This window comes from Nocardia sp. PE-7 (genome assembly GCF_030486425.1).
In the GTDB taxonomy this organism is placed as follows: Bacteria; Actinomycetota; Actinomycetes; order Mycobacteriales; family Mycobacteriaceae; genus Nocardia; species Nocardia salmonicida_A.
The window spans coordinates 2,158,748-2,184,667 of sequence record NZ_CP129614.1 but is presented as its reverse complement, the minus strand read 5'-3'; the positions used below and the strand labels follow the sequence as shown (position 1 = coordinate 2,184,667).

Genomic DNA, 25,920 nt, shown 5'->3' with positions numbered 1-25,920 from the left:
CGTCGGCACCTTCAGCGACCGCATCGCAGCCGATGACGAACGGCGCCTCCGGAATTCCGGGGGCGCCGCTCTGGCACTTCAGACCGCGTGGGCGATCAGGCTTCGCGCAGTGCCGTGGCGATCGCGACGACGGCCGCGGACAACGCCCCGATCACCACACCGCCGAGGACGACCGCGGCGGCGCCGACCGTGAACTGATCCCAGCCCACCATGAGCGCGGCCACGCCGAGGACCACGAGGATCGCGTCGACGCCGACGGCGGCCAGGACAGCGTCGTCGCGGCTCAGTAGCCGAGGAGTCAGCGCAACGGTGGCCAGGCCGAGCAAGACGGACACCAGGCCGACCACGACGAAGACCGGCACGGCCATTCCGGTGCCGACGTCGGTCCCCAGGATCAGCGCGGCGAACGCGACGAGGCCGTACAGGACGCGGATCGCGCCCAGACCGCGCAGCGTCCACGAGGACACATCGACGGGGGCACCGCCGGTGGAGGTCTTGGTCGCGTACGCCATACGCACAGTTGCTACCTGGCTGGTCATATCCCGCTCCTTCGACATTTTCACACCTTCGTGCAATTGCACGTAACTGTGAAACTACGTCTATTGCACACCGATGTGCAAGAACTCGTGAAGGGACTCACACCCACCCGGGTCGGTGCCGGAGAGCACACCTCGAATCAGTTCGGGGACAAGTCGTTTCGACGAGCGATCGCCCGACGACCGCGATCAGTGCTGCGCGGCCTCAGCGGCGGACCGGGCGATCTCCGCCGCACCGGAACGGTCGACGCCGGCCGCGATCAGGCAGGCCACAGCTGCGTCGCGCGCGGCTTCGGCACCAGCCCATTCACCATCGCTGTGCGCCTTCAGCAGCTCGAGCACCAGCGCCGTCAGCACCCTGGCCAACGCTGCGGGCGGGAGGTGATCAGCGAAGGTTCCGTCGGCTTGACCAGCCGCTATCAACGTGATGAGCCGGGAGCGGACGGGCGCGAGCCGGTCGGCCATCCGCGCCCGCGACCCGGCTTCGTCCAGGCGCAGCAGCAGCTGGAACTCGTCGCCGACAGCCCACAGCGCGACCGCCATATCCGCGGTCGCCCGGGCCGGTTTTTGCGCGGTGTCGATCCCGTCGAGTGCGCGACCGACCTGTTCGAAGGCCTCGTCGAGCATGCCGTCGATCAGCGCTTCCCTGGTGGGGAAATGACCGTAGAGGGTGCGACGGACCATCCCTGCGGCGGCGGCGATGTCTTCCATGCTCGCCAGCGGATTTCGGAGCAACTCGTCCCCGGCCACAGCAACGATGCGTCGCCGGTTGGCCAGTGCGCGCGGCCCGAAGCCGACGGTGGTCGAGTGCGTCGTCGCAGTCACGTCCGTCCTTTCACCCACCACCATCCCACACCTGCGCAAAGGTGCACAAAAGGCCCTCCGCGCCTACCGGCGGGTGGGCCGCACGGGTCGCCGACGCGGCAATCTCCCTGAACTTCCGCCCGTCCTGATCCAAGTAGGCTCCGCAGCGCGCGGTCGGCCCTTTCCGAGGAGCGCAACGCCTGCGACGAGGCCACTCCGCGCACCATCACCCAAGCAGACATCCGTCATCGTCGATGCGGTGGATCTGCTCCCACTCACCCGTCGGGTCGCGGTAGATTCCGACTTCCCCGATCGCGTGGCGATCGGCAACCCTGGATCGCGCGAATACAATCGGCGCTGTGCAGCCACCCTTGCCCCCGGCACATGTGACCGAAGTCGGCAGGCAGGTCGACAAGTAGTTCCACCTCATACGGACCGATGAGCCACCCGACATAGCGAGGTACGAGTGCAGGCCCTGCATCGAATTGTCCTACCCATCACAGCAGCGGCGTTCATTGCCGCGACCGCCATCTCCGCACCGAACGCGCAAGCTGCCGCCGACTGCCCGGGCGCAGGTCAATCGGCGGTGCAGGTCGGCGCTGTGCCGGGGGGTGCCCTGGAAGGTCTCACCGTCGATTCGCAGGGCCGCGCGTACACCACAGACCTCGTGAGCGGACACGTCTTGCGGATCGACGCCCCCGGCGCCCCCGCGGTAGTCATCGCCACCGTGCCCAGCGGGGGCGCCGGTGCGCTCGCCTGGACCCGAGACGGCAAACTGCTCGTCGGTTACGGCGCGGACGCCCGGGTCGTCATCGGCGACCTGGTCCAGCTGGCGGGCATCGTCGAGGTCGACCCCGATACCGGTGCGGTGACACCATTCGCCTCGGGCCTCAGCGCCGCCAACGGCATGGACGTCGCCGCCGACGGAACCGTCTACGCCACCAACGACTTCGGCAACCTCGTCGGCCACGTCAGCCCGAACGGCGCGGTGCAGGCGGACTGGGCGCGATTCCCCAGCGCCAACGGTGCCGTGCTCGACACCGACGACGAATACCTTTATGTCTCACGTACTTTCGTCAATCCTGGTGTCAGCCGGATCCCCACCGCGAATCCCGGCGCACCACAATCGCTGCTGGACCTGTCCGGCACCGACACCTTCGGCACACCCGACGGGCTGACCCTGGACTCACAGAATCGACCCGTCGTCCCCTTCAACCTCTCCGGCCGCATCGTCCGCATCGACTCACCCGGTCAGTACTGCGTCCTCGGCACCGCAGCTCCGTCGACCAGCGTCGTCACCTACGGCCGCGGTACCACCGGATTCTCCGCAGGCCGTCTGTTCGCCGCCACCTTCACGGGCGCGATCTACGAGATACCAGGTGCCTTCGACTCCAACGCCTGAACGGCGCCTGATGGCTAGTGCCTCGTCCAGGAAATTTGCCTCGGCAACGGGTGTCGCGTTGATCGCGTGCCCGTGGCCGGTGATGCTCCCCGATGAAGGTGGTGCCGGCCAGGAAGCCGGAAGTGTTTGTGCGACAGATGACCACGGACGAGCCTCGCCACCCGATCTCGTGCGACAACCTCGATAGTGCCGGTCGGTGGGAGCGCCGGTACTGCGGGCTCGTACCAATGACCTGTGGCCTTGAAGGCCGAATTACATTGCGGTAGTTCGGATATGGTCAATCCAGCGGGGCGAGTTGGGACAGCTGATCGGGGGACAGCGTGGTGAACACGACGAACGACCGTGAGTCCGAGCGGTTTCTAGCGGCGGCCGCCGGGGTGATTACGAACTATCCGGCGGGCAAGGTGTTCATCGGCGCCGATGTTCTTCGGGACTTGGAAGACGCCGGCCTCCTGGCAATCGCCGAACGCCGGCGCCTCGGCCCACTGATGCTGCGCCTGCGTCGTTGCGGCATTGTGGAAAAGCTGGGAACACAATCAACGCCCGCACGCTCCCATGGTGGAGTGACCACCGTGTGGCGTCGCACTGCATTCGACTGAGAATCAGCCGCAGCGGGTCAACGGTGAAGATCCTCAGGGTCGAGCCGACCACCTCGGCCGGTCGCTGCTCCGACGAGCCGTGCCCCGCCGTACAACGACGGAGCACAGCTCGTGCGGATCAGGAACCGGTAGCGGCGTTCTGTGTACGCCGGATCCATTCCTCCACGTAGCGGTTGCTGGTGGCGAAACCCTCGATGAACTGTGTCGAGACCGCTTCTTCTACGGATTTGCCGAACACCGGCAGCCGGGACTCGACCGTGCCGGCGAGGGTCATGTGTGCACTGTCTGCGCCCCCTGCGGTCAGCACCATGACGGCGTCGAGCTCCATGCGGGCCAACGTGATCGCGCCATGAATGGTGCCCTCGCACCGATCCCCGGTCCAGGCGGGCCAGCGCTCCTCGAAGTCGAAGGTGATCTCCTTCGCGCGGGTCTTGCCGACACCGCGCGGGAGCAGCGTGCTCGCGATCTCGGTGGAGGCGGCCACCACGACGAGTTGGTCCTCCTGACGAAAATCGGTGAGGGTACTGGCCGCCTCGCTCACCGCCGGGATCCGCTCCACCCAGTGGTCGCGGCTCCACAGCGCCGCGTGCACTGCCGCGGCGGACAACGTGAACGTGTATTCGGCGGTAAAGGTTCTGGTCATTTGGTCACCTCAACTTCCTGCCCGGCGGTGCGGGCCTGTTCGGGTTCACCGGCCGGTGCGAGGACAGCCGGCGGACCGGATTCCTCCCAGCCGAACCGGTCGGAAATCCTGCGCAGCACCGCCGGTGACCACCAGGTCCACCGCGCGCCCATTATGCCGAGCACCGCGGGGACGAGGATCAGTCGCACGATGCCCGCGTCGACCCCGGCGGCCAGGGCGACACCGATGCCGATCATCTTGGTCGCGGCCACCCGCGAGGCACCGATCGCGGCGAGCACGATGGTCAAGATGATCGCCGCCGAGGTGATGGTGCCGCCGGTGCGCGCGATGGCCTCGACTACAGCACGGTCGTGTGGCAGCCCGGCACGATGCTCCTCCGTCAGGCGGGCCAGCACGAAAACGCCGTAGTCCATGGATAGTCCGAAGGCGATGCAGACCACCAGGATCGGCAGGGTGCAGTCGATCGTGCCGGTCGGGGTGAAGCCGAGCAGCCCGGCTAGATGACCCTGCTGGAAGATCAGCACGATCGCGCCCAGTGACGCTGTCAGACTCAGGCCGTTGACCGCCACCGACGCCGCGGCCAGTACGACACTGCCGGTCAGCAGAAACACCGAGATCAGCGCTACCAGGATTACGATCGCCACCGCGTACGGGCCGATTCGCCCGATGGCGGCCTTGGTATCGAGCAGGGTGGCGGTGTCGCCGCCGACCCGCAGACCTTCGGCGCGGGCAACCTGCTGGATCCGGTCCACTACGTGCTGTCCCTCAGGCGTGACCGGTTCGATGCCCGGGCGCGCGCTGACCAGCAGCACCCCGGTCTCCGGCAGCGCCGAGACGCGTGGGTCGGCGCGCAGGGGTGGCGGGGCGACCGCGAGCACGCCGTCCAGGGCAGCCAGTCGCGTCGAGATCCGGCCGATCTCGATCGGGTCGCTGCCGGCCGGGATCTCGATGCTGGCCAGCGGCAGAGCCCCGGCGGAGTAGTTCGAGCGCAGGGTCTCGTGGGTGTCGCGAATCTGCGCTCCGGGCGGGAGCTGCCGGTCGTCGACGGTTCCGTAGACCACGGAACCGAACGGGATCGCCAGCGCGACCAGCACCGCGGTGGTCACCAGTGCGAACAGGTGGGGACGCGCCAGCACGACCCGGGTGGACCGGGCCCACCGACTGTCGTCGACGCTCGTCGCCTCGGTGGCACGGCCACCGATCCTGGTGCCCAGCAGCCGGAGCGCGGCAGGCAGGCACACCAGCACTGCCAGGGTCGAGGCCGCGACGACGAGAACGCCCGCGTAGGCGAACGATCGCAGGAAGTACATCGGGAACAGCACCAGCGCCGCAAGCACCGCGCTGATGGTGGCCGCGGAGAACAGCACGGTGCGGCCCGCGGTAGCGACGGTCGCGGTGATAGCGCGATCGACATCCGCGGAGGCCGCCAGTTCTTCCCGGAACCGGCGCACCATCAGTAACGCGTAGTCGATCGCCAACCCCAAACCGACAGCAGTCGTGAGGTTCTGGGAGAACACCGACACCTCGACGAACTGCGACAGCAGTTTCAGACCGGCGTTGGTGACGACGATCGAGAACACCCCGACCGCCACCGGCAGCAATGCCGCCAGCACCCCGCCGAATACCCACAGCAGCACCATCAGCACCAGAGGCAGAGCGACGAGCTCGGCCAGCAGCAGGTCGGTCTTGATCGTCGACTGAACCTCGGCGCGCACCGCGACCGGGCCGCCCACCCTGATCTCGAGGTCGGCGGCGTCGGCGACCCGCTGGCGCACCGCACCGAGCGTAAGGTCCTGCGCCCCTTCGTCACCCAGGATGCGGGCGATCACCAGGGCCGAGCTCCCGTCGTCGGCCTTCAGCGCGGGTAGCGGCACGGTCCAGGCCGACACCACACCGGCGACACCGTCGATGCCGGCCACGTCGGCGACCAGTCGCCGTGCCGCTGCCGCGATGCCCGGGTCGTCGGCACCCTCCGGGGTGGCGATCAGCAGGAACAGATTCGGATCAGCCTGGGGCGCGACGCTTTCCACCGCGCGGGCCACCAACGCGGAGTCCGCGGACGGGTCGGCCGCGCCACCGGCGAGGCGGTGATCGGCGGCAGTGAGCTCCACGGCCAGCGCCGCCAGGAACACCAGCAGCGTCACCAGCAGAATCCGAGTGGGACGTTGGGCCACCGATACACTCACCGCAGCACCTCCCTGGCCAGGTCCTCGACCGCGGCGACGACGGCACCGGGCTCGCGAGACAGGTAGGAGTGACCGCCACCGAAGACGATGGTGCGGATCGGTTGCTCAGTGAACCGCTGCCAGTCGCCCGCGTCGTCGGCGCCGAAGTGTGGATCGTCGGCGGCGGCCACGCAGACAACGGGCGTGGGTAGCGGTGGGACCGCACCGGTCCGGTGGCCGGACAGCGCCAACAGGTCCGATCGCAGCACCGCGGTCAGCAGCGGGCCCAGATCGGGGTCGGCGTAGGCGCGACGGTCGTCGTCGGACAGATACGGCATCCGCCCGATGAGTTCGTTGTCGTCGTGGTCGGTGGGGTCGAGGTCGCCGTGCAGTCCCGGCGCACGAGAGGCCGACGCCACGAGCAGTGCGGGCGGGTCGCCGAGTGCATGCAGACCGAACGCGGTCTCCGCGGCGATCGTGGCACCCATACTGTGCCCGAAAAGCACTGTGGGAAGAGATGTTTCGGCGTGCAGTGCGGCCGCGACGGCGGCCCCGAGGGCACTCAGATCGCTCGGCGCCTGCTCACTGAATCGTTCCTGCCTGCCGGGGTACTGGGCAACGCACAGTTCGGTTTCCGGCGACACCAGCCTCGACCAATGCCGGTAGGCGCCGGCTGAGCCGCCCGCGTGCGGGAAACACACCAGCCGTAGGCTTGCCGGTGTCTCTGCGTCGAATCGCCAGTACGACGACGTCGACGATGTCGCGGCCTTCCTCACCCCGCCGCCTTCGTGACGAGCTCTTCGGAGGCCTCCCACAGTCGCAGACCCCGATCGGTGTCGTAGGACTCACGCGAGCTGGGGTGTTCCCGGCGGCCGGAGTAGTACTTGCCCGTGATGCCCGCCGTCTCCGGTGACGCGGTCAGCCAGGCCAGGTCGGCGGCGGAACGGGCCGCGGTGGCGGCACCGGGCAGCTTGGTCAGGATCGGGGTCATCAGTTGGTATCCGCGCCGGACCACCGACGGGTAGTCGCGCGCCAAACCGGTTTCCGGCATCAGGCCCGGGTCGAAGGCGCTCGCGGTGATTCCGGTGCCGTCGAGCCTGCGGGCCAGTTCGTAGGTGAAGTAGATGTTGGCCAGCTTGGAGGTGGCGTAGCGGATCCGCCCGTACTTGCCACCGCCGCGCTGGCCGGTGGGGTCTGCCAATTCGAGAGGATCGGCCCAACGCGGCGCGGGGAAGCCCATGGACTTGCTCGGGCCCTGGTGGACTTCGCTGGCCACATTGATGATCCGCGAGCCGGCGTGCAGTGTGCTCTTCAGCAAGTCGGTGACGAGCTGGAAGTGCCCGAGGTGATTGGTGGCGAAGGTCGTCTCGTACCCGTCCACGGAGGTCTGCACACCGGTGGTGATCTGGATGCCCGCGTTGCACACCACCGCCGACAGCCCCTGCGGGAAGGTCTGAGCCAGGTAAGTGCTCGCCGCGCGCACCGACTCGACCGAAGCGGTGTCGAGGGTGACCACGCTGAGCTCGGCCTGCGGGCTGGCCGCGGTGATGGTGGCGACGGCGGCCGCGGCGCGTTCGGGATTACGGCAGGCGAGGATGACGTGGTGGCCGGCGGCAGCGAGTTCGCCCGCCGTGCGCAGACCGAGGCCGGCGGAGGCGCCGGTGAGCAGGATGGTGTCGGACATGGGTGTGCCTTTCTGTCAGGGGTTGATGCCAGCGATGATCGAATGGAGACAGCGGTCCGCGACGGCCGTGACGGTCAGCGCGGGCGGCATCGAACCACACGAGCCCGGTAGGAGCGCCGAGTCGACGACGAACAGATCAGGACAGCCGTGCACCTGACCGAAATCATTTGTGGCCGAACCGATTACCGCGCCTCCGAGGCTGTGCGAGGTGGACGGCGCTCCGCTGGCGGCCACGCCGGTTCCGATGCGCGCGGCGGCCAGCCGGGCCGCGGTGTCATGGACCGCGGTGCTGTAACGAGCCAGTGTCGCGGTCTGCGGCCAACTCACCGTGACCCCGCCGGCACCGTTCGCCCGGACCGTGCCGGCCGCCGGTGGATCCGACACCGCCAGCAGTCCGCCTGCCAGTTGCCCGACGAAGGGAAAGGACAGCATCGTCATCGGCAGGTCGCCGGTGTCGTCGGTGAAGCCGAGGTGCGCCGGACCGCCCTGTGCGGCGCCGGGTGGCGGCCAGCCGGTGAGCGCGACGAGGTGATCGCCACCGGTTCCCCAGCGCCGCCCGACCTCCGAGTTCAGGTCGGGCAGACCACCGTCGGCCTGTGCTCGTACCAGCAGCGCGGTACTGCCGATCGATCCGGCGGCCAAAATCACCCGCCGGGCCTGAACCGTCCGGGTCACCACCGCCGCGCCCGCCACATTCAGGGTGGTGTATTCCAGCAGATAGCCGGAGTCGGTGCGGACGATCCGATCCACCCGGGACAACGGACGCACCTGCACGAGGCCGGTGGCCTCGGCCCGGGCGAGTACGGTCCGGTCGACACTGCGTTTGGCGCCGCTGCCGATTCCCCACATCGAGTCGCCCAGAATCGTTGAAGCCGGCGCGGTACCAGCGATTTCGGCCCGCACAATATCCCAGTCGACGGCCAGGTCGAGGCGGTGCGGGGTGAAGCCCGCGCGTTCGGCCAGATCGGCGAATTCGCGGGCGTTGGCGTAGGCCGGGGAGGCCAGCACATCGTCGGGGATCGGCGAGACTCCCAGCAGCGCCCGGGCACGCGGGTACCAGATCTCCGCCATCTCGCCGTAGTCCAACGCGGTACCGAAGGACCGCGCGAACCCCTCGGCGTCGGGGGCTGCCATCACCGCATTGTTGACCAGCGAACCGCCGCCGACGCCCGCGCCGAGCAGCCCGACGATGCCCTCGGCCGGAAAGGCTTGCAGCACACCGGTCGAGAGCACCCCGGCCCCGGGCGAGGGCACCCAGAAGGCCCGGTCGTCCAGGGCGCGGGCGGTGGCGAAGGTGTCACCATCCGGGGTGATCGGCCAGCGTCTGCCCCGCTCCAGGACCAGCGCGGTGTGCCCGGCTTCGGCCAGGCGCAACGCCGCGACCGCACCGCCGTAGCCGCTGCCGACGACGACGGTGTCGTGCTGCTCGGTATCCTGCGCCGCGGCGGGTACGGGCCGCAGCACCGCCGCGGCGCCCACCATCGACGCCGCGGCCAGAAACGATCGTCTACGCACCGGTGCCCTGTTCGACGCGCACCGGCAGGTAGGAATAGCCGAAAGAACCCTGCCGGGTCCGCAGGCGCGGCGGGTCGGCCGGGTCCAGCGAGAACCGGGGCAACACGGGGTAGAGCGCCCGGAACGCCTCCTCCGCCAGCAGTCGCGACAGCGACGAGCCGGGGCAGAAGTGCGCGCCGGCACCGAACGCGAGGTGGTCACGCTTGTTGGCGCGGTTCAGATCGAGCACCGCGGCGTCGGGAAACCTGGACTCGTCGCGGTTCGCCGAACCGATCACCACGTGGATCAGCCCGCCCTCGGGAATGTCGACCTCACCGATCCGCAGGGGCTGGGCGGCCCGGCGCAGCAGCCACTGGGTAGGGCTGTAGAGGCGCAGGAACTCGTCGATGAAATCCTGGGTGTCCTCGGGATTCTCGGTCAGTCGGCGGGCCAGGTCGTCGTCTTCGAGCAGCATCTTGAAACCGCCACCGAGCAGGTTCATGGTGGTCTCGTGACCGGCGGCGATGAACGACCACGCCATGGTGACCAGTTCGTCGCGGGTCATCTCCCCGCTCTCCTCCTGGGCGACCAGCTCGCCCAGGATGTCACCCTTGTTTTCCTGACCGTGGCGTTCCTGCGCCAGTTCGTCCATATAGTTGCTGAATTCCAGGACGTCCTCGTAGTAACCGGGCGCCAGGTCCGGGTCCATCCCGGCGGCGACGGCGAAGCCGTCCATCACACCCTGCGACCAGCGGCGCAACTCGGATTTGCGATCGAGGGGGATCCCGAGCATGCCCCCGACCACCCGCAGCGGCAGGGCGGTGGTGAACGCCTCGACGAACTCCACCCGGTCCTGCGCCAATACTTCGGCGACCACCTCGGCGACCACCTCGTGCACCCAGTCCCCCAGGGTGCGCACCATTTTGGCCCCGAAGCCGCGGTTGGCCATCCGACGCAACCGGGTGTGTTCGGGAGCATCGCGGTTGACCAGCATCGGCACGTTCATCATGCCGTCTCGGTGGATGTGGGAGGAGTAACTGTTCTTGTCCCGCAGTGCCTCGCTCACCTCTCGGTAGCGGGCGAGCACGTAGAGGTCGTAACCGTCCCAGGTGGCCTCGGGCAGGTGGTGGACCGGCGCATCGCGCAGGGCAGCGTATTTCGGCCACGGGTTGAGTCGGTACTCGGGGTCGGCCAGGTCGATGGTCAGCGCGGTCATGCTCGGTCCTCTCGGTGGGCGGCGGAATCGGCGGGCGGCCGGATGAAGCCGGACGACACGAATCGCCGCAGGTAGGTCTCGATCTGGGTGCGAGTCAGCGACGGGCAGTCCACGTCGGCCGCCCGCATCGCGGCCACGGTGGCCTCGCTCTGCGACAGCGGCAGCCGGACATGGTCGACCGAATCGCTGAGGAAAGGCATCAGCCCCATCAGTGCCATGCTCGTCGAGCCGCGACGCAGGATGCGCTCGCGCCACTGTTCGAACGGCAGCCGCTGCAAGGGGTAGCCGAATTCGGCGATGGTGTCGAAGAATTCGGGCCACGGCATCTCGCGGTCGCCGACCAGGTGGTAGGTGCCGCCGTACAGCTCGGGGTGACGAGTGCAGGCGACGATGGCTCGGGCGACGTAGTCGACCGGGGCGGGCTGGATGGGCATCTCGCCGCGCTTCGGCGCCACCCCGGCCTCGATGCAGCCCTTCACCAGCATCGACAGGTGATCGAGTTTGTTGAAGGCACCGGTGGTGCTGTGTCCAGCGGTGTTGATGCGGTGCACGGTGACCGGCAGGCCACGCTCGGCGGCGAAGCGCACCATCCGCTCCGAGATCCATTTGGTCTGGGCGTAGCCCACCACCAGTGCGCCGCTGTTCTCGAGAGGTTCGCCCTCGGTGACGCTGTCACGCAGGTACTCCCGGGAGGAGAACACACCCACGGTGGACAGGAAGTGGAACGGGATGGGCGCTGCCCAGGTGGCCAGGCGAAGCAGTTCGCGGGTGCCGCCGATATTCACGTCTTCCAGTCCCCGATAGGGGTAGGTCCACTTGACCAGGGCACCGGCGTGCACGATCTGGCCGATCTCGGTGGCCAGGCGCGAGTAGTCCTGCGGGGTGAGGCCGCACAGCGGCTTGCCCAGGTCGGCCACGATCGGCACGATCCGCTCCGAGTCCGCAGAAGTGCAATCCATTCCGTAGCCGGCCATGTTCTCGGTGAGCCGTCTGCGCGCGTGATCGACGTCGTCGGCGCGGACCGGGCAGTGGACTCGGACGCCGGTGTCGAGCAGTTCGCGGAGCAGGAACGCGCCGACGAATCCGGTGGCGCCGGTGAGCAACACGTCGGTCCGGCTGTCCCGCGGTACGCCGACCGGGGTGATGTCGGCGTCGAGGGTGGCCAGTTCGGTCATCTCCTCCACCGTCTTGCGCCGGATCCGCACACCGGTCTTGGAGCGTTGGGGGGCGCCTGCGACGGATTCGGCTGCTTCCCCTGCGATCTCGCCGACAATCCAGTCGCAGAGCCGACGTGGAGTCGGGTGGTCGAAGAGGGCTTCGAGCGGGACGCCGATTTCTAGGTCCTGTTCGATCTTGCGTTTGATCTCGGCGATCATCAGCGAGTCGACGAGTTCGCTGAACAGCGCGAAGGTGTCGATGTCGGCCTCTTCGCGACCGAGGACCGCGGCCAGGACGGAGACGGTGTAGCCGAGGACCGTGGCGTGCGCGGCCGTCGTGGGGGCGGTGCGCAAGGCGGCCAGGTCGGGTGCGGCGACCGCGGCCAGCCGTGCGGAGCCGTGCCCGCCGTAGCGGCCCGCCTGCACCAACCGGGCCAGCATGGCGCTGGTGACAGGCGCGAATCCGACGCCGGTGAAGATCACCGCGGGGCGGTCGCCCGCGTAGAGCGTGATGTCGCCGGTCGCCGACATCGGAGTGGATTCGGTGAGCTCGACAGCGCAACGCAGCAGTTCACCGTCGAAGTCGGTGAGTACCCGCATGTTCTCGAAGCCGGTGCCGAGCATGAGTGGCCGCTCGGGATCGGTGCCGTGCTCGTGGGTCCACGCGGCCGCGACGAGCTGGACACAGGCGTCGAAGGCGACCAGTTCGGTACGGACACCGGCTATCTCGCTGGCCGCGGTGGGGCTGGGACGGCCGATGGTGCCCAGGGCCGCGCCCGCGCCGATCTGAGCGTGCTCGACGACGCGGAAGCTGGGGCCCAGCGAGAACTTCGGATGCCAGATGCGTTCGTAGAACTCGGCGCTGTCGACCGCCACCGGCTCCTCGAGGAACACCTCGCCCGGCTCGATCGGGTCACCGTCGTCGTCCGCACGGACCCGCAACCGCACCTCGGCATGCTTGGTCCATTCCGCGAATTCTGAAGTGGTGCTGTAGATCTCGGCGGTCGCCAGTCCTTCTTCAAAAGCTCCGCACAGCACCTGGAGTTCGATCCGCACATCGTCCGGGGCGACCAGTGGGTGCATGATGGCGACCGTGTCGACCAGCAGCGCCTCGGTGCTCGCGGCCTCACCTGCCCGCAGCGCCAGTTCGAGCAGCACCACGCCGGGCACGACCCGCACCCCGTGCACGACGTGCTCGTCGAGGAACGGGATCGACGCGGCGTCGAGCTGGGTGGTGACGACCGAACCGCCGGTCGCGGTGCGCTGCACCAGCGGCGCCAATGCGCCTGCGGCGACCGGAACTACCGGGGCCGCAACGGATTCGGTGACGATGGTGGCGGTCGGGATCCAGTACTCGGTGCGTTCGAAGGGGTAGGTGGGCAGTTGTCTGCGGTGTTGGGGCCGCGGATGTGTGGCCTGCCAGGTGATGTCGGCGCCCGCCACCCACAGCCGGGCCACGGCCATGGCCTGCGCTGCCGCCGGATCCTCGGCGGCGACGGTGGCCACGGCATCGACCGCAGCGGCCGCAATATGATGCAGTACCAGCGACAACAGGGCGCCGGGGCCGAGTTCGACCACCGCGGTGATGCCCCGACCCAGCAGGGTGTCGAGGGCGTCGCCGAACTGCACGGTGTTGCGGGTGTGCTCGACCCAGTAGCCGGGGTCGGTCACCTCCTCGCACACGACCGCCCCGGTGGTGTCGGAGATGAGGTCGAGCACAGGCAGGCTCAACGTGATGTCGTCGAAGGCCTTGTGCAGGGTGTCCAGCATCGGTTCGACGAGAGCCGAGTGGAACCCGTGCTGCACGGGCAGCCGCTTGACGCGCACGCCGCGACCGCTCATCGTCGTCATCACCGATTCGACTCCGACGACCGACCCCGACACCACCGTGTCGGTGGGGCCGTTGGTTACCGCGACGGTCACCGTCGCGGCCCGCAGTTCGGGCAGGTCGGCGAGTTCGGCCGCGGTACAGCTGATCGCGGCCATCGCGCCGTCCTCGGCGAGTTCGCTCATGGCCTGGCCGCGGGTGCGGATCAGCGTGGCACCGTCGGCCACGGAGAACACACCGGCGAGGGCGGCGGCCGCATAGGCCCCGACGCTGTGGCCGAGCAGCACCTCGGGCTCGACCCCGATCGACTGCCACCACCGACCGAGCGACACCGACAGCGCATACAGCGCGGGCTGGGCGATCTCGGTGCGCGACAACGCGTCCTGGGACTCCGGTCCCCCGTCGATGAGCACCGACAGCGGCAGGGCGTCCGCGCCACCGAGCTCATCGATGACCGCGGTCACCGCGGGCACCACACCGTAGATGCCGGCCAGTGTTCCCGCGATGCGGGCACCGTGGCCGGGCGCGATCATCGCGACCCGCGGGATCGCGCCGGGGACGCGGCGGCCGGTCAGGCCCGATCCGGTAGCGATTTCGCGGAGCCCTTCGGTCAGTCCGAGGAGATCGGCGGCGACGACGGCCCCTCGATGGGCGAGGTCGGCGCGTCCGGTGCCTGCGGCCCAAGCGATTTCGGCGGGCGACCACTCCGGGTGCCGGTCGACAGTGTCGGCGAGTCCGGCCGCGACGGCAGCGCGGGCCGCGGCGGTGGCGCCGGAGACTTTCACGATCACCGGCGCGGCATCGGTAACCGTGGCGGGCGTCGGTGAGACCGGTGCCTCGGGCGCCTCGCCGAGCACGACGTGGGCGTTGGTACCGCCGAAGCCGAACGACGACACCCCGGCCAGTCTGGGCCCCGGCCCCCACGCGGTGTTCTCGGTGGGCACCTGGACGGGCAGCTGTGACCAGTCGACATGCGGATTCGGTTCGCGCAGATGCAGATGTGGTGGGATCTGCCCGTGGGCAACGACCAGGGCGGCCTTGATGAATCCGGCGATGCCCGCGGCGGCTTCGAGGTGGCCGAGGTTGGTCTTGACCGACCCGAGGCGGACCGGCCGGTCGGCGGGTCGGTTGACGCCGAGAACGGCAGCCACGGCACGCACCTCGATCGGGTCGCCCAGCGGGGTGCCCGTACCGTGCGCCTCCAGATACCCGATGTCGGCGGGCGCGGTGTGAGCTGCCGCCAGGGCCTGGCGAATGACCTCGCGCTGCGCGGAGCTGCGCGGCACCGTCAGCCCGGAGGTGCGCCCGTCCTGGTTCACCGCACTGCCCTTGATGACGCACAGCACCTCGTGGCCTGCAGCCCGGGCGGCCGACAGCGACTGCAGCACCACCACACCGCAGCCCTCGCCACGCACGTAGCCGTCGGCCCCCGCGTCGAAGGTGCGACACTGACCTGTCGGGGAGAGCATGCGCCCCTTGGACAGTGCCACCGTGACCTCCGGCGACAGCAGTGTGTTCACCCCGCCGACCAGCGCGGTCTCGCACTCCCCCGCCCGCAGGCTCTGCACCGCCAGGTGCAGCGCCACCAGCGAGGAGGAGCAGGCGGTATCGACCACCATGCTCGGTCCTTCGAGGCCGAGGGCGTAGGACAGTCGGTTGGCGCCGAAGTTGCCCGCGTTACCCGTGGCGACGTAGGCGTCGATGGAATTGACACCGTGCGCGGCCGAGCCGAGCCGCTCGTAATCGCCACCCCCCATGCCGACGAACACGCCGGTTCGGGTGCCACGCAGTGAATCCGGCGCGATACCCGCGTGTTCGAGTGCGGTCCACGCGACTTCGAGAACAAGTCGGTGTTGCGGGTCGATGCTGACAGCTTCGCGCGGGGAGATGCCGAACAGGCCCGCGTCGAACTGCTTCACGTCGTCGAGGAATCCGCCGTGCCGGGAGTAGGTGCGGCCGGGCACGTCCGGGTCGGAGTCGTAGAACCGGTCGAGGTCCCAGCGGTCGGGCGGTGTCTCGACCACGCCGTGTCGGCCTGCGATCAGCAGTTCCCACAGATCGTCGGCGCTGCTCACGCCACCGGGGAACCGGCATCCGATGCCGACCACAGCGATCGGTCCAGCGGTCGCGGCAACGGCCCGGTCCGCGGCCTCGCGGGCGGCGCGCACTTCGAGCAAAGCGCGGCGCAGGGTCGCCTCACGCTCGGTGGAGCGTACGTGTTCCTCAGTGCTGGTCATCGATCCTCCGGTTGTCGAGTTCCTGACCGAGCAGCTCGAGCAGTTCGGTTTCGGTGAGGTCGAGCAGCTCCTGCTCGAGGTCGGGCGTTGCGGTCGGAGCCGTGGGGGCAGCCTCGAGGCCGAGTAGATCGAGCAGATGGGCACTCAGATCCGCGACACTGGGGTGTTCGAATGCTGTGGTGACCGGAATTGTGTGTCCTACAAGCTTTTCCAGTCGGATCTTCAGTTCGACACTGGTGATGGAGTCCATCCCGGATTCGAAGAATCCCTGGCGCGGGTCCAGTCGTGAACCGGACGGGCGGCCGAGCACCGCGGCGACTTCCCGCTGTACGGCGTCCTGCACGGCGCGCTCGCGCCCGGCGACGGGCAGTGCCCGCAACCGGGCGAGGAACGGTTCGGCCGCGGCAAGGTCGGGCGCGCCCACGCCCTGGGCGGCCATCAAGGCCAGCAGTGGTCTGCGTCGCTTGGCCTGCATGACCGGCAGGAATCGGGGCCACTCGACCGGCGCCACGACGAGTTGGGTGTAGCCGCCGGCCAGCGTGCGGTCGAGCACGCCGAGCGCGGTGCCGGTGGTCAGTTCGGTAAGGCCGATGGACGCGAAGTAGTCGCTGTGGCCGTGCGCCATCGTGGAGTCGCTCCACCAACCCCAGTCCACGGCCAGCGCGGGTACACCCCGTGCCCGGCGGTCCCAGGCCAGCATGTCGAGGAAGTGGTTGGCGGCGCCGTAGTGCCCGGCCAGCGCCGAACCCCAGACCGCGGCGGCCGAGGAGAACAGGAGGAAGAAGTCCACCCCGCGCAGCGATTCCAGCGCGTCGAGCACCAAGCCGCCGTGCACCTTGGCCCGCAGCACGCGCAGGAACTGCGACATGGACATGTCGGCCACGGTCGCCGCGTCCAAGGTGCCCGCGGCGTGCACGACGCCGCGCACCGGCGGCCAGACCGGGTCGGCGTCGAACAGCGCGCTCATCTGTCCCGGGGCGGCGACGTCGGCGTCGGGCGTGTAGACAGTGACGCCCGAGGATCGCAGTGCGGCAATCGCTTCGACGACATCGGTACCCGCCTCGACCACCGGACTGCGGCCGAGCAGGATCAGGTGCCTGGCTCCGCGCCGCGCCAGCCAGTCGGCCAGACGCAGGCCGAGCGACCCGCGTCCCCCGGTGACCAGATAGGACGCCTGGGGATCGAGGACGGGCAGTGGTCCTTCCGGCAGTGGCGCGGCCGCACGCAGGCGCGGCACCAGGACCCGGTCTTCGCGGAACGCGATCTGGTCCTCGTCACCGCCCGCAGCCAACCGCGCGACGAGTCGCGCGGCATCGCGTTCGACGTCGGTGTCGGCCGGGTCGAGGTCGACCGCACCTCCCCACAGTGCGGGCTGTTCCAGACCGATCACCCGGCCGAGACCCCACAGCGGCGTCTGAGCCAGCGCGATGCGATGCGTGCCTGCCTGTGTCGCGCCCCGGGTCACTGTGAAGATCCGACCCGCCCGTCCAGTCCTGATCCAGGACTGGACGATCCCGAGCAAGGTGCCGATGCCGCGCTCGACGGCCGAGATCACCTGGTCGTGGCCGGTCTCGGCCGCCGCGGGCGCGTCCACCAGATGCACCACGCCGACCGGGCAGGTGACCGGGCCGAGGACATCGGCCCAGTGGGCGTCGCCTGCGGTGCGGGCGAAGTCACCATCGACCAGGATCGCGGTGGCGCCCGCAGCGGTGAGCTGCCGAGCCAGCGGTTCGGCCAGCTCGGTGTGGTCGGCCACGAGCACCCAGGCGCCGGAAACCGCCGCCTGCGCGAGTTGATCTTCTTGCCAGAAGATTTCGTATCGGTCGCCGGTGTCCTCAGGCAGGTCACTCGCGACGTCGACAGTGGTTGCCGGTACGCCGGGAAGCCAGTATTCCTGCCGCTGCCAGCGGTAGACCGGCAGCTCGACCCGGCGGTAGGAGCCGCGCGGGTACAGGGCGTCGAGTGCGACCGGGAAGCCGAGGTCGAACAGCCCGCCCACGACGCTCCGCAAGGTTTCAGCGACCGGGACATGCTTGATCATCGCGGCGAGGTAGTCGATTTCGACCTCGGCCTGAGACTGACGCACCGCACCGGCCAGCGACCGGTCGGGCCCGATCTCGACGACACACTGCGCGCCCGCCTCGAGCGCGGCGCCGAACGCGGCGGCGAACAGCACCGGCCCGGTCGTGGCGTCGGCCCAGTAGTCCGCGCCGGTCAGTTCGTCCTCGGCGCGGCGGCCGGTGACCGTCGAGTAGAACGGCACCGACGGCCGGGTCAGCTCGACCTCGGCCAAGTGGCTGAGCAGACCTTCGTGCGCCGGCGCCATCTGCGCACTGTGAAAGGCGTAGTCGGCGTTGAGTTCCTGAGTTCGGGCACCCTGTCCCACGGCGATCTCGGACACAGTCGCCACGGCGCCGGGCGCGCCGGCGATCACCGTCGCGGCGACACCGTTGACCGCGGCCACGCACAAGCCGTCACCGTCACCGTGGGTCCGGCGGTACTGTTCGAGCAGCACCTCGACCCGGTCGGCGGGCAGCCCGATCACGGCCATCGCACCGCGGCCGCGCAGCTCCGACATCAGTTCCCCGCGACGCACCGCCAAGCGCATCGCCACCGTGCGGGTCAGGGTCCCCGCGGCCCAAGCCGCGGCGATCTCGCCGACACTGTGGCCGAGTACCCCGCCCGGCCGCACACCCCACTCGGCCAGTCCGCTGGTCAACGCGATCTGCACCGCGCACAGCAGCGGCTGGGCGATACGGGTGTCGGTGAGCCGTGAATCCTGTTCCGGCCGTTCGAGTTCGGTGATAAGCGACCACCCCGCCACGTCCTGGACTACGGCATCGCAGGCGGCGAGTTCGGCGCGTAGCGACGGTTCGGCCAACAGCGCGCGACCCAGTCCTGCCCATTGGCTGCCCTGGCCGGAGAACACGAACAGCAGCCCGCCCCGGCCTCGGGTGATCGCCCGGTCCGGTGCCCCCACCTGCTCGGCCAGCTCACGCAGTGCGGTGACGGCGTCGCCGACCGTGCTCGCGACCACGCTGCGCCGGTAGGGAGCGGCCGAGCGGTGCCTGGCCACCGTGCCTGCCACATCACGCAACGACACGTCCCCGGTAGCGAGGGCATCGGCGAGCGCAGATGCATTGCCGGACAGCGCATCCGGGCTCGCGGTCGACAGCACGATCAGTTCGGGCCCGGACTCGTCGCGGACCGTTTCCACCTCGGTGGCAGGGGGTTCCTGCAGGATGACATGGGCGTTGGTCCCACTGAAACCGAAGGAGCTGACGCCCCCGATGCGGCCCGCACCGTGGTCGGGCCAGTCGGTGGGCTCGGTGGGAACCACCAGCGCGGAGCCGTCCCAGGCGATGCCGGGATTGGGGTTCTCGCAGTGCAGATGCGGTGGGATCACCCCGTGTTTGAGGGCCAGCGCAGTCTTGATCAGCCCGCCCACGCCCGCGGCAGCCTCGAGATGACCGATGTTGGTCTTGGCGGAGCCGACGAGCAGCGGTGCGGCGCTCGTGCCCGGGCGCAGCACGCTCAGCAGCGCCGAGACCTCGATCGGGTCACCCAGCGGGGTGCCGGTGCCGTGGGCTTCGACATAGCCGACCGATTCGGGCCGCACGCCCGCCGCGCCGAGCGCGTCGGCGACGACCTCGGCCTGCGCGGTGCCGCTGGGCACGGTGAGCCCGGCGCTGCGCCCGTCCTGGTTGACGGCGCTGCCGCGCACCAGTGCCCAGATGCGGTCGCCGTCGCGGCGGGCATCGGAGAGCCTTTTGAGCACCAGCACACCGCAGCCCTCACCACGGCCGTACCCGTCGGCGCTCGCGTCGAAGGTCTTGCAACGACCGTCCGCGGCGAGCGCGCCCATACTCTGCAGGCTCAGCACCGTCGCCGGCGAGAGCATCAGATTCACACCGCCGACCAGGGCGATATCCGAAGTGCCCGAGCGCAGCTCGCGTACGGCCTGATCGGTGGCCACCAGCGAGGACGAGCACGCCGTGTCCACGGCCAGGCTCGCCCCGCGAAGACCGAGCAGATAGGAAATACGGCCCGCCGCGACACTGAAGGTGTTTCCGGTGGCGAAGTACGGGTCGAGGGTTCGGCTGCCGTCGGCAGCCAACAGCTGTAGATAGTCCGTGGTGTTCATGCCGATGTGCACCGAACCGGCCACCCCGTCGAGTTGTTCGCGGGCGATGCCCGCGTCGTCGAGGGCCTCCCACGTGACCTCGAGCAGCAGGCGCTGCTGCGGGTCCATACTGCGCGCTTCGCGCGGGGAGATACCGAAGGCGGCGGCGTCGAACCCAGCGACCGCCCCGTCGAGGAAGCCGCCGCGGAAGCCACCCAGCGACTCGATTCGCAATGCCGCCCGGTCTGCGGGGACCGGGCCCGTACCGTCACGGCCCGTGCGTAGCAGATCCCAGTAGCTGTCGAGATCGTTAGCGCCGCCGGGGAATCGGCACGCCATGCCCACGATAGCGATGGGTTCGGCGTTTCCCACGCGAGCGCGACGCGACCGACCGACCGGCCCCTTCTCCTGACGGGCCAGGTAGGCCGCCAGTTTCGCGACGGTCGGATGTTCGAACACCACGGTCGGCGGCAAGGGCACCGTGTGTGTCTCGCGCAGGCGGGTCAGCAATTCGACCGCCATCGCCGAGGTGAGGCCGAGCTCGAACAAGCCGGCATCCGGGTCGATCCGCTCGTTCGCGGCCAGGCCGAGCATGCGGGCCAGCTCCCGCTGCAGAGCTTCGATCTGCTCGTCCACCGAGCGCGGACGCGTGGACGCGGTGAGCATGGTCTCCCCGGCCCCGGGCGTGCTCAGGTCGTCGGTGATCCAGTACGGCACGCGCTGGAACGGGTAGGTCGGCAGGTCCGGTACCCGATCCGGGCGTGGCGCCACCGCCCGCCATCGGACCGAACGGCCCGCCGACCAGACGCGTGCCAGCGCTTCGTTCAGGGTGCGCAAGGGGTTGTCGCCACCGGCGGAGGCCAGGCACAGCACCTCACCGGCGGTGTCGGCGCGGGAGACCAGCGGCAGCAGCGCACCCGGGCCCAATTCCACGACCAGGCGCACACCACGGTCGATGACCGTGCGCAGCGCGGCGTCGAAGCGGACCGGTTCGCGGGTGTGCTCCACCCAGTAACCGGGTTCGGTCAGTTCGGCGCCGAGGACCATACCCGAACTGTCGGAGACGAAGTCGAGGTCGGGCGCGGTGCGGGTGGCGGCTTCCCAGGCGGCTCGCAAGCGGGGCAGCATGGGTTCGACGGCCGCGGAGTGGAATGCCTGGGAAACAGGGAGCTTACGTGCCCGCACACCCAGGGCGCCGACTTCGGCGACGAGGGTGTCGATCTCGGCGGCCGGTCCGGCGATGACGACATCGGTGGCACTGTTGACCACCGCGATGGTGGCGCTGCCCTCGTGCAGGGCGAGCAGTTCGGCGGCGTCGGCGGCGGACATGGCCAGCGAGGCCATCGCCGAGCCGGGCGCCAGCTCCGACATCGCCTGACCCCGAGCGGCGACGAGCCGCGCGCCCTCGGCGATCGAGAACACCCCTGCCAGCGCGGCGGCCGCGTAGGCACCGACGCTGTGCCCGGTGACCAGGTCCGGCTCGACACCGACACTGCGCCACCAGGATCCGAGCGCTACGCCCAGCGCGTAGAGCGCGGGCTGGGCGACCTCGGTATCGAGCAGGTCGTCCTCGGCGGCCGCATCGGTGCGCACCAGCACCGACAGCGGCAGTTCGTCGACCGCGCCGATCTCGTCGAGCACCGCGGTCACCTCGGGAACCATGCCGTAGATCCCAGCGAGCGCGCCCGCGATCCGGGCACCGTGGCCCGGTGCGAGGAACGCGACCCGCGGCGGGGCGCCCACCCGGCGCGGCCGGGTGTCCGCGGCGGCGGCGACCTCACGAAGCGCGTCGATCAGTTCGGTACGCGATTCGGCGACCACCGCCGCCCGGACCGACAGATCGGCGCGACCGACACCGGCCGCCCAGGCGATCTCGTGCGGGCGCAGCGTGGGATCGGCGGCGGCCAGCTCGGCCAGCTGCCCGGCAGCGGCGGCCAGTCCGGCCTGATCGGCAGCTGACACCTTCACTACCACGGTGCCCGTCGACGGGGATCGTGTTCCGGTCGTCACCGGTTCGGGCGCGGCGCCGAGGACGATGTGGGCGTTGGTACCGCCGAATCCGAACGAGGAGACACCCGCCACACGCGGACCGGGGCCCCATTCGGTGACTCGGCGGGGCACCAGCACGGGCAGCTGGTCCCAGGCGATGTGCGGGTTGGGTTCGGTCAGGTTCCGATGCGGCGGAATGATGCCGTGTGACACCACGAGCGCCGCTTTGATGAATCCGGCGATGCCCGCTGCGGCTTCCAAATGACCGATGTTGGTTTTGACGGAACCGAGCCGCACCGGCCGTTCGGGCTCACGTCCGGCGCCGAGCACCGCGCCGAGCGCGCGCACCTCGATCGGATCACCGAGCGGAGTTCCGGTGCCGTGCGCCTCGACGTAACCGACCTCGGCAGGCGCGACACCCGCGGCGGCGAGAGCCTTCTGCACGACCAGTTGCTGGGCGACCATGCTCGGCGCGGTCAGGCCGGAACTGCGCCCGTCTTGGTTGACCGCTGAACCACGGATCACGCACATGATCCGATCCCCGGCCGCGACGGCATCGGAAAGCCTGCGCAGCACCACCACTCCGGCGCCTTCACCGCGCACATAGCCGTCGGCGCCCGCGTCGAAGGTCCGGCACTGACCGGTGGCCGAGAGCATCCGCCCCTTGGACAGGGCCACCGTCACCTCCGGTGACAGCAGCAAATTGACACCACCGGCCAGCGCTGTGTCGCATTCTCGTGACCGCAGGCTCTGTGCCGCCAAGTGCACAGACACCAACGAGGAGGAACAGGCGGTGTCCACCACCAGGCTCGGCCCCTGCAGGCCGAGCAGATAGGACAGGCGGTTCGCACCGAAGTTCGATGCGTTGCCGGTGGCGACGTAGGCGTCGATCGCCTCGATCCCCCGCACGGACGCACCCAGGCGCTCGTAGTCGCCGCCGCCCGCCATACCGATGAACACACCGGTGGCGCTGCCGCGTAGCGCGTCCGGCGCGATTCCGGCGTGTTCGATTGCCTCCCAGGCGGTTTCGAGGACCAAGCGATGCTGGGGATCCATGCTGGTCGCCTCGTGCGCCGACACCCCGAACAGGCCCGCGTCGAATCCACGGACGTCGGAGAGGAATCCGCCGTGCCGGGAGTAGGTGCGCCCCGGCGCGTCGGGGTCGGCGTCGAACAGTGCCTCGACGTCCCACCGGTCCGACGGAACCAGATCGACGCCGCTACGTCCGCCGAGCAGTAGATCCCACAGCCCTTCCGGGCCGTCCACGCCGCCGGGCAGCCGACAGCCGATGCCGACCACCGCGATCGGCTCGCCGGGATCGAGCTGCGCCACGGCGGCGGTGGTGTCGTTCGCGTCGTCGCCGGTGACGTCGACCAGCGCTGCGGCAGCCTCGGCGATGCTGGGGTATTCCCAGGCCAGCGTCGGCGGGATCTCGATACCGAGCGCCTCCGACAGGTCGCCGGCGATCCGCACCGCCTGCATCGAGTCGAGGCCGAAAGAGGCGAACTGCTCGCGTGGATCGATTTCCGCGACGGTGAGACCGGCATGGCGAGAGACCAATTCGACCATGAGGTCTTCGAGTTCGCGCCTGCCCCGGCGCGGCACATCCGGCACCGGCGCCGCCTGCGCTACCGGCTCGACCACCTGTTCGACGCCGCGACCACCGAATTCCCCAGCCAGGTAGAGAAGCCGACTTTCGGCTCGTTGCAGTTTGCCGCTCGAGGTGACCGGAATCGCGCGGGCCGGTACCAGCAGCACGTCGTACGGGGCGAGCTGGTGCTGTTCGGAGACAGCGCGGCGGATCGCGGCGAGCAGGTCGTCGTCGGTGAACTCACGTCGAGCGCGACGCGGCTTCTGCTGCAGCACCACCAGTTGGTCGGTGCCGTCCACCTCGATCGAGAAGGCGACACAGCGCGTGCCGTCCAGGCCTGGGTGGCTGTACACAGCAGTCGACTCGACGTCCTGGGGGTACACGTTGCGGCCGCGGAAGTTCATCACTTCCTTACTACGGCCGGTGACGAACAGTTCCCCGTCGACAAGGCAACCGAGGTCGCCGGGGTCGAGGTAGGGGCCTTCACCGGTGTCTGTGTAGCGGCCGAAAGTCGCCTCCGTCGCCGCCTCGTTCTCGAAATACCCGGACGCGACGCTCATGCCGCGAATCCAGACCGCGCCGACCGTGCCGTCCGGCAGCACCGAGCCGGTGGCCGGATCCACGATGCGGACCTCGGTATCGATGGTGACGCGGCCCGAACTCACCAACAGCGCGGAACGATCGCCGACTTCAGGCTCGAATTTCCCCACCGCCAGCCGTTCGGTGGACACGGAGGTGACGATCGGCTCACCCGAGCCGGGCCGGGCGCCCGTCACCAGCAACGTCGCCTCGGCCAGGCCGTAGCAAGGATAGAACGACGACGACGAGAACCCGGCAGGCGCGAATTTCTCGGCGAACGCCGACAGCACTTCGGCGCGAACCGGCTCCGACCCGTTCAGCGCATACTTCCAGCGCGACAGATCCATGGCTGCGATTCGCTCCGGGTCGGCCTTGTCCACGCACAATTGATACGCGAAATTGGGACCCGCACTGCTGGTCGCGCCCTCGCGCGAAATTACCTCCAGCCAGTACAGCGGATCGCGCACGAAAGTCATCGGCGAGATGACGACCACTGGAAATCCCGTATACACCGGTGATACCAGACCACCGAGCAGACCCATGTCGTGATAAGGGGGCAGCCAGCCTGCCCCGACAGAATTCTCGTCGAGGCAGAACGATTCCTGCGCCATACGCGCATTGTTCAGTAGATTGGCATGACTGACAATCACACCTTTCGGCGCCGAAGTGGACCCCGAAGTGTACTGAAGCAAAGCCGTTGTTTCGCCATCTATTTCCGGACGGACCCATGAATCCCCCGGCGTCGAAAATGTTTCCCTGGACGCTTCGAACCAGCGTGCGTTCCGCAGGGTAGGAATGGAATCGCCGCCCAGCGCCCCGAGATCGTGCCGGTCACCACCCTGCGCGGTCAGCACCGCGGTCGCCCGAGCCGATCGGGCGATCGTCTCGACCCTCGACAGGTGCCGATTGGACGCGGGCGGGTAGGCCGGAACCGGAATCAGACCCGCGTACAGGCACCCGTAAAAGTACATCGTGTACTCGAGTCCGGGCGGACACAGAAGCAGAATCCGTTCTCCCACAGCACATTCCGAGGCAAGTCGAACCGCAACCGACCGAGCTCGCGCGTCGATATCGGCATAGGTCAGCTCGTCGGTCTCGAAGCGGTTGGCTTTCGTCGGACGGACGAATCGCATCGCAGGCCGGTCGGGAGTCAACCGGCTGCGATGCACGAGGATGTCGACCAGAGTCGCTGGCAGGAAACCATTTGCGCCGGACATAATTCTCCCAGAGTTCGAATTTCTACAGACAGATAGACAGACCGATCGACAGATACACAACCCACAGAATCAGAAATCGCCGGATAACGGGTCGACAATGACCCGCAGGCGATCACGCACCGCGATCACGGCGGTTCAGGAAGGAATTAGGCGACGGCCGATCGAATCGGTGACCACCACGTCACCGTATTGCCTATGCGGTACCCGTAGGTTTTCAGTCAGGCCGGATCCCGATACCCATCGGCGGCCTTTTATCGATGCTAAAGAACATCGATACACGGAACGAAACAATGTAAATAGAACCCTCACCCTTCGTGATTCGAATGTTGACAACAAGGCTTCGATGACAGTGTCGACATCCAACAGAACCGACCCTAGCAACACCGACCCGAACCCGCGCGATACCTGCTGCGAGGCGCACAATCTGAAATCCTCGGAAAACCTGTATCACATTCACATGAACCATATCCAGCGAATTATCAGCAAATTTGATCAAATGTCCGAGAATGGCGCGTTCGCGCCGGAGCGCGCCCGACGAAATAGGGCCCGCCGAGCGGGCGAGATGCACGACAACCGGCACTCACGCCGGCCGACGTCGAGCGATGCCCGAGATGATGGCCGCGTCGACGAATCGCCGAACAGTCGCGAAGCCGCGT

Annotated in this window: 12 protein-coding genes; 2 read left to right on the top strand and 10 right to left on the bottom strand. The window is 68.9% G+C overall.

Features of this window, described 5'->3' with window-relative positions; all coding sequences use genetic code 11:
* Positions 1-95 precede the first annotated feature (95 nt).
* A complete protein-coding gene (locus QX204_RS10225; protein ID WP_301906386.1) occupies positions 96-539 on the bottom strand; it encodes a hypothetical protein in 444 nt (147 codons plus the stop codon).
* Between the two features lie 186 nt (positions 540-725).
* Positions 726-1,361: a TetR/AcrR family transcriptional regulator gene (locus QX204_RS10220; RefSeq protein ID WP_301906384.1), complete on the bottom strand. Its 636-nt coding sequence runs from the start codon at positions 1,359-1,361 to the stop codon at positions 726-728.
* A gap of 454 nt (positions 1,362-1,815) precedes the next feature.
* On the opposite strand from QX204_RS10220, the gene QX204_RS10215 reads away from it, so the two are divergent.
* Positions 1,816-2,742, top strand: coding sequence for an SMP-30/gluconolactonase/LRE family protein (locus QX204_RS10215; protein ID WP_301907964.1), 927 nt, complete (start codon positions 1,816-1,818; stop codon positions 2,740-2,742).
* 323 nt (positions 2,743-3,065) lie between these two features.
* Entirely contained in the window at positions 3,066-3,341 is a 276-nt protein-coding gene (locus QX204_RS10210; RefSeq protein WP_301906383.1) for a hypothetical protein, read from the top strand.
* Positions 3,342-3,459: 118 nt separating this feature from the next.
* Here the strand turns inward: QX204_RS10210 and QX204_RS10205 are convergent, their stop codons facing one another.
* The 8 genes from QX204_RS10205 to QX204_RS10170 form a co-directional block, all read right to left on the bottom strand.
* Entirely contained in the window at positions 3,460-3,984 is a 525-nt protein-coding gene (locus QX204_RS10205) for a DUF2505 domain-containing protein (protein WP_301906382.1), read from the bottom strand.
* Positions 3,981-6,170 (bottom strand): MMPL family transporter, encoded by a 2,190-nt coding sequence (locus QX204_RS10200; protein ID WP_301906381.1) that lies wholly within the window; start codon positions 6,168-6,170, stop codon positions 3,981-3,983. The genes QX204_RS10205 and QX204_RS10200 overlap by 4 nt, the downstream gene beginning before the upstream one ends.
* The gene (locus QX204_RS10195) at positions 6,167-6,850 is read right to left on the bottom strand and encodes a thioesterase II family protein (RefSeq protein ID WP_301906380.1); all 684 of its coding nucleotides are present in this window, start codon (positions 6,848-6,850) and stop codon (positions 6,167-6,169) included. The genes QX204_RS10200 and QX204_RS10195 overlap by 4 nt, the downstream gene beginning before the upstream one ends.
* A gap of 71 nt (positions 6,851-6,921) precedes the next feature.
* A complete protein-coding gene (locus tag QX204_RS10190; RefSeq protein ID WP_301906379.1) occupies positions 6,922-7,833 on the bottom strand; it encodes an SDR family NAD(P)-dependent oxidoreductase in 912 nt (303 codons plus the stop codon).
* 15 nt (positions 7,834-7,848) lie between these two features.
* Positions 7,849-9,348, bottom strand: coding sequence for a GMC oxidoreductase (locus tag QX204_RS10185; protein WP_301906378.1), 1,500 nt, complete (start codon positions 9,346-9,348; stop codon positions 7,849-7,851).
* Positions 9,341-10,543, bottom strand: a complete 1,203-nt coding sequence (locus tag QX204_RS10180; RefSeq protein ID WP_301906376.1) for a cytochrome P450 — start codon at positions 10,541-10,543, stop codon at positions 9,341-9,343. The genes QX204_RS10185 and QX204_RS10180 overlap by 8 nt, the downstream gene beginning before the upstream one ends.
* The gene (locus tag QX204_RS10175) at positions 10,540-15,765 is read right to left on the bottom strand and encodes a type I polyketide synthase (RefSeq protein ID WP_301906375.1); all 5,226 of its coding nucleotides are present in this window, start codon (positions 15,763-15,765) and stop codon (positions 10,540-10,542) included. Before QX204_RS10175 ends, QX204_RS10180 begins: the two co-directional genes overlap by 4 nt.
* Complete coding sequence (locus QX204_RS10170) at positions 15,752-25,264, bottom strand: type I polyketide synthase (RefSeq protein ID WP_301906374.1); 9,513 nt, start codon at positions 25,262-25,264, stop codon at positions 15,752-15,754. The genes QX204_RS10175 and QX204_RS10170 overlap by 14 nt, the downstream gene beginning before the upstream one ends.
* Between the last annotated feature and the right edge of the window lie 656 nt (positions 25,265-25,920).

Coding starts and splice junctions, on each gene's coding strand:
- QX204_RS10175 (WP_301906375.1), bottom strand. CDS start 15,765: ATGACCAGCACTGAGGAACACGTACGCTCCACCGAGCGTGAGGCGACC.
- QX204_RS10205 (WP_301906382.1), bottom strand. CDS start 3,984: ATGACCAGAACCTTTACCGCCGAATACACGTTCACGTTGTCCGCCGCG.
- QX204_RS10180 (WP_301906376.1), bottom strand. CDS start 10,543: ATGACCGCGCTGACCATCGACCTGGCCGACCCCGAGTACCGACTCAAC.
- QX204_RS10190 (WP_301906379.1), bottom strand. CDS start 7,833: ATGTCCGACACCATCCTGCTCACCGGCGCCTCCGCCGGCCTCGGTCTG.
- QX204_RS10225 (WP_301906386.1), bottom strand. CDS start 539: ATGACCAGCCAGGTAGCAACTGTGCGTATGGCGTACGCGACCAAGACC.
- QX204_RS10170 (WP_301906374.1), bottom strand. CDS start 25,264: ATGTCCGGCGCAAATGGTTTCCTGCCAGCGACTCTGGTCGACATCCTC.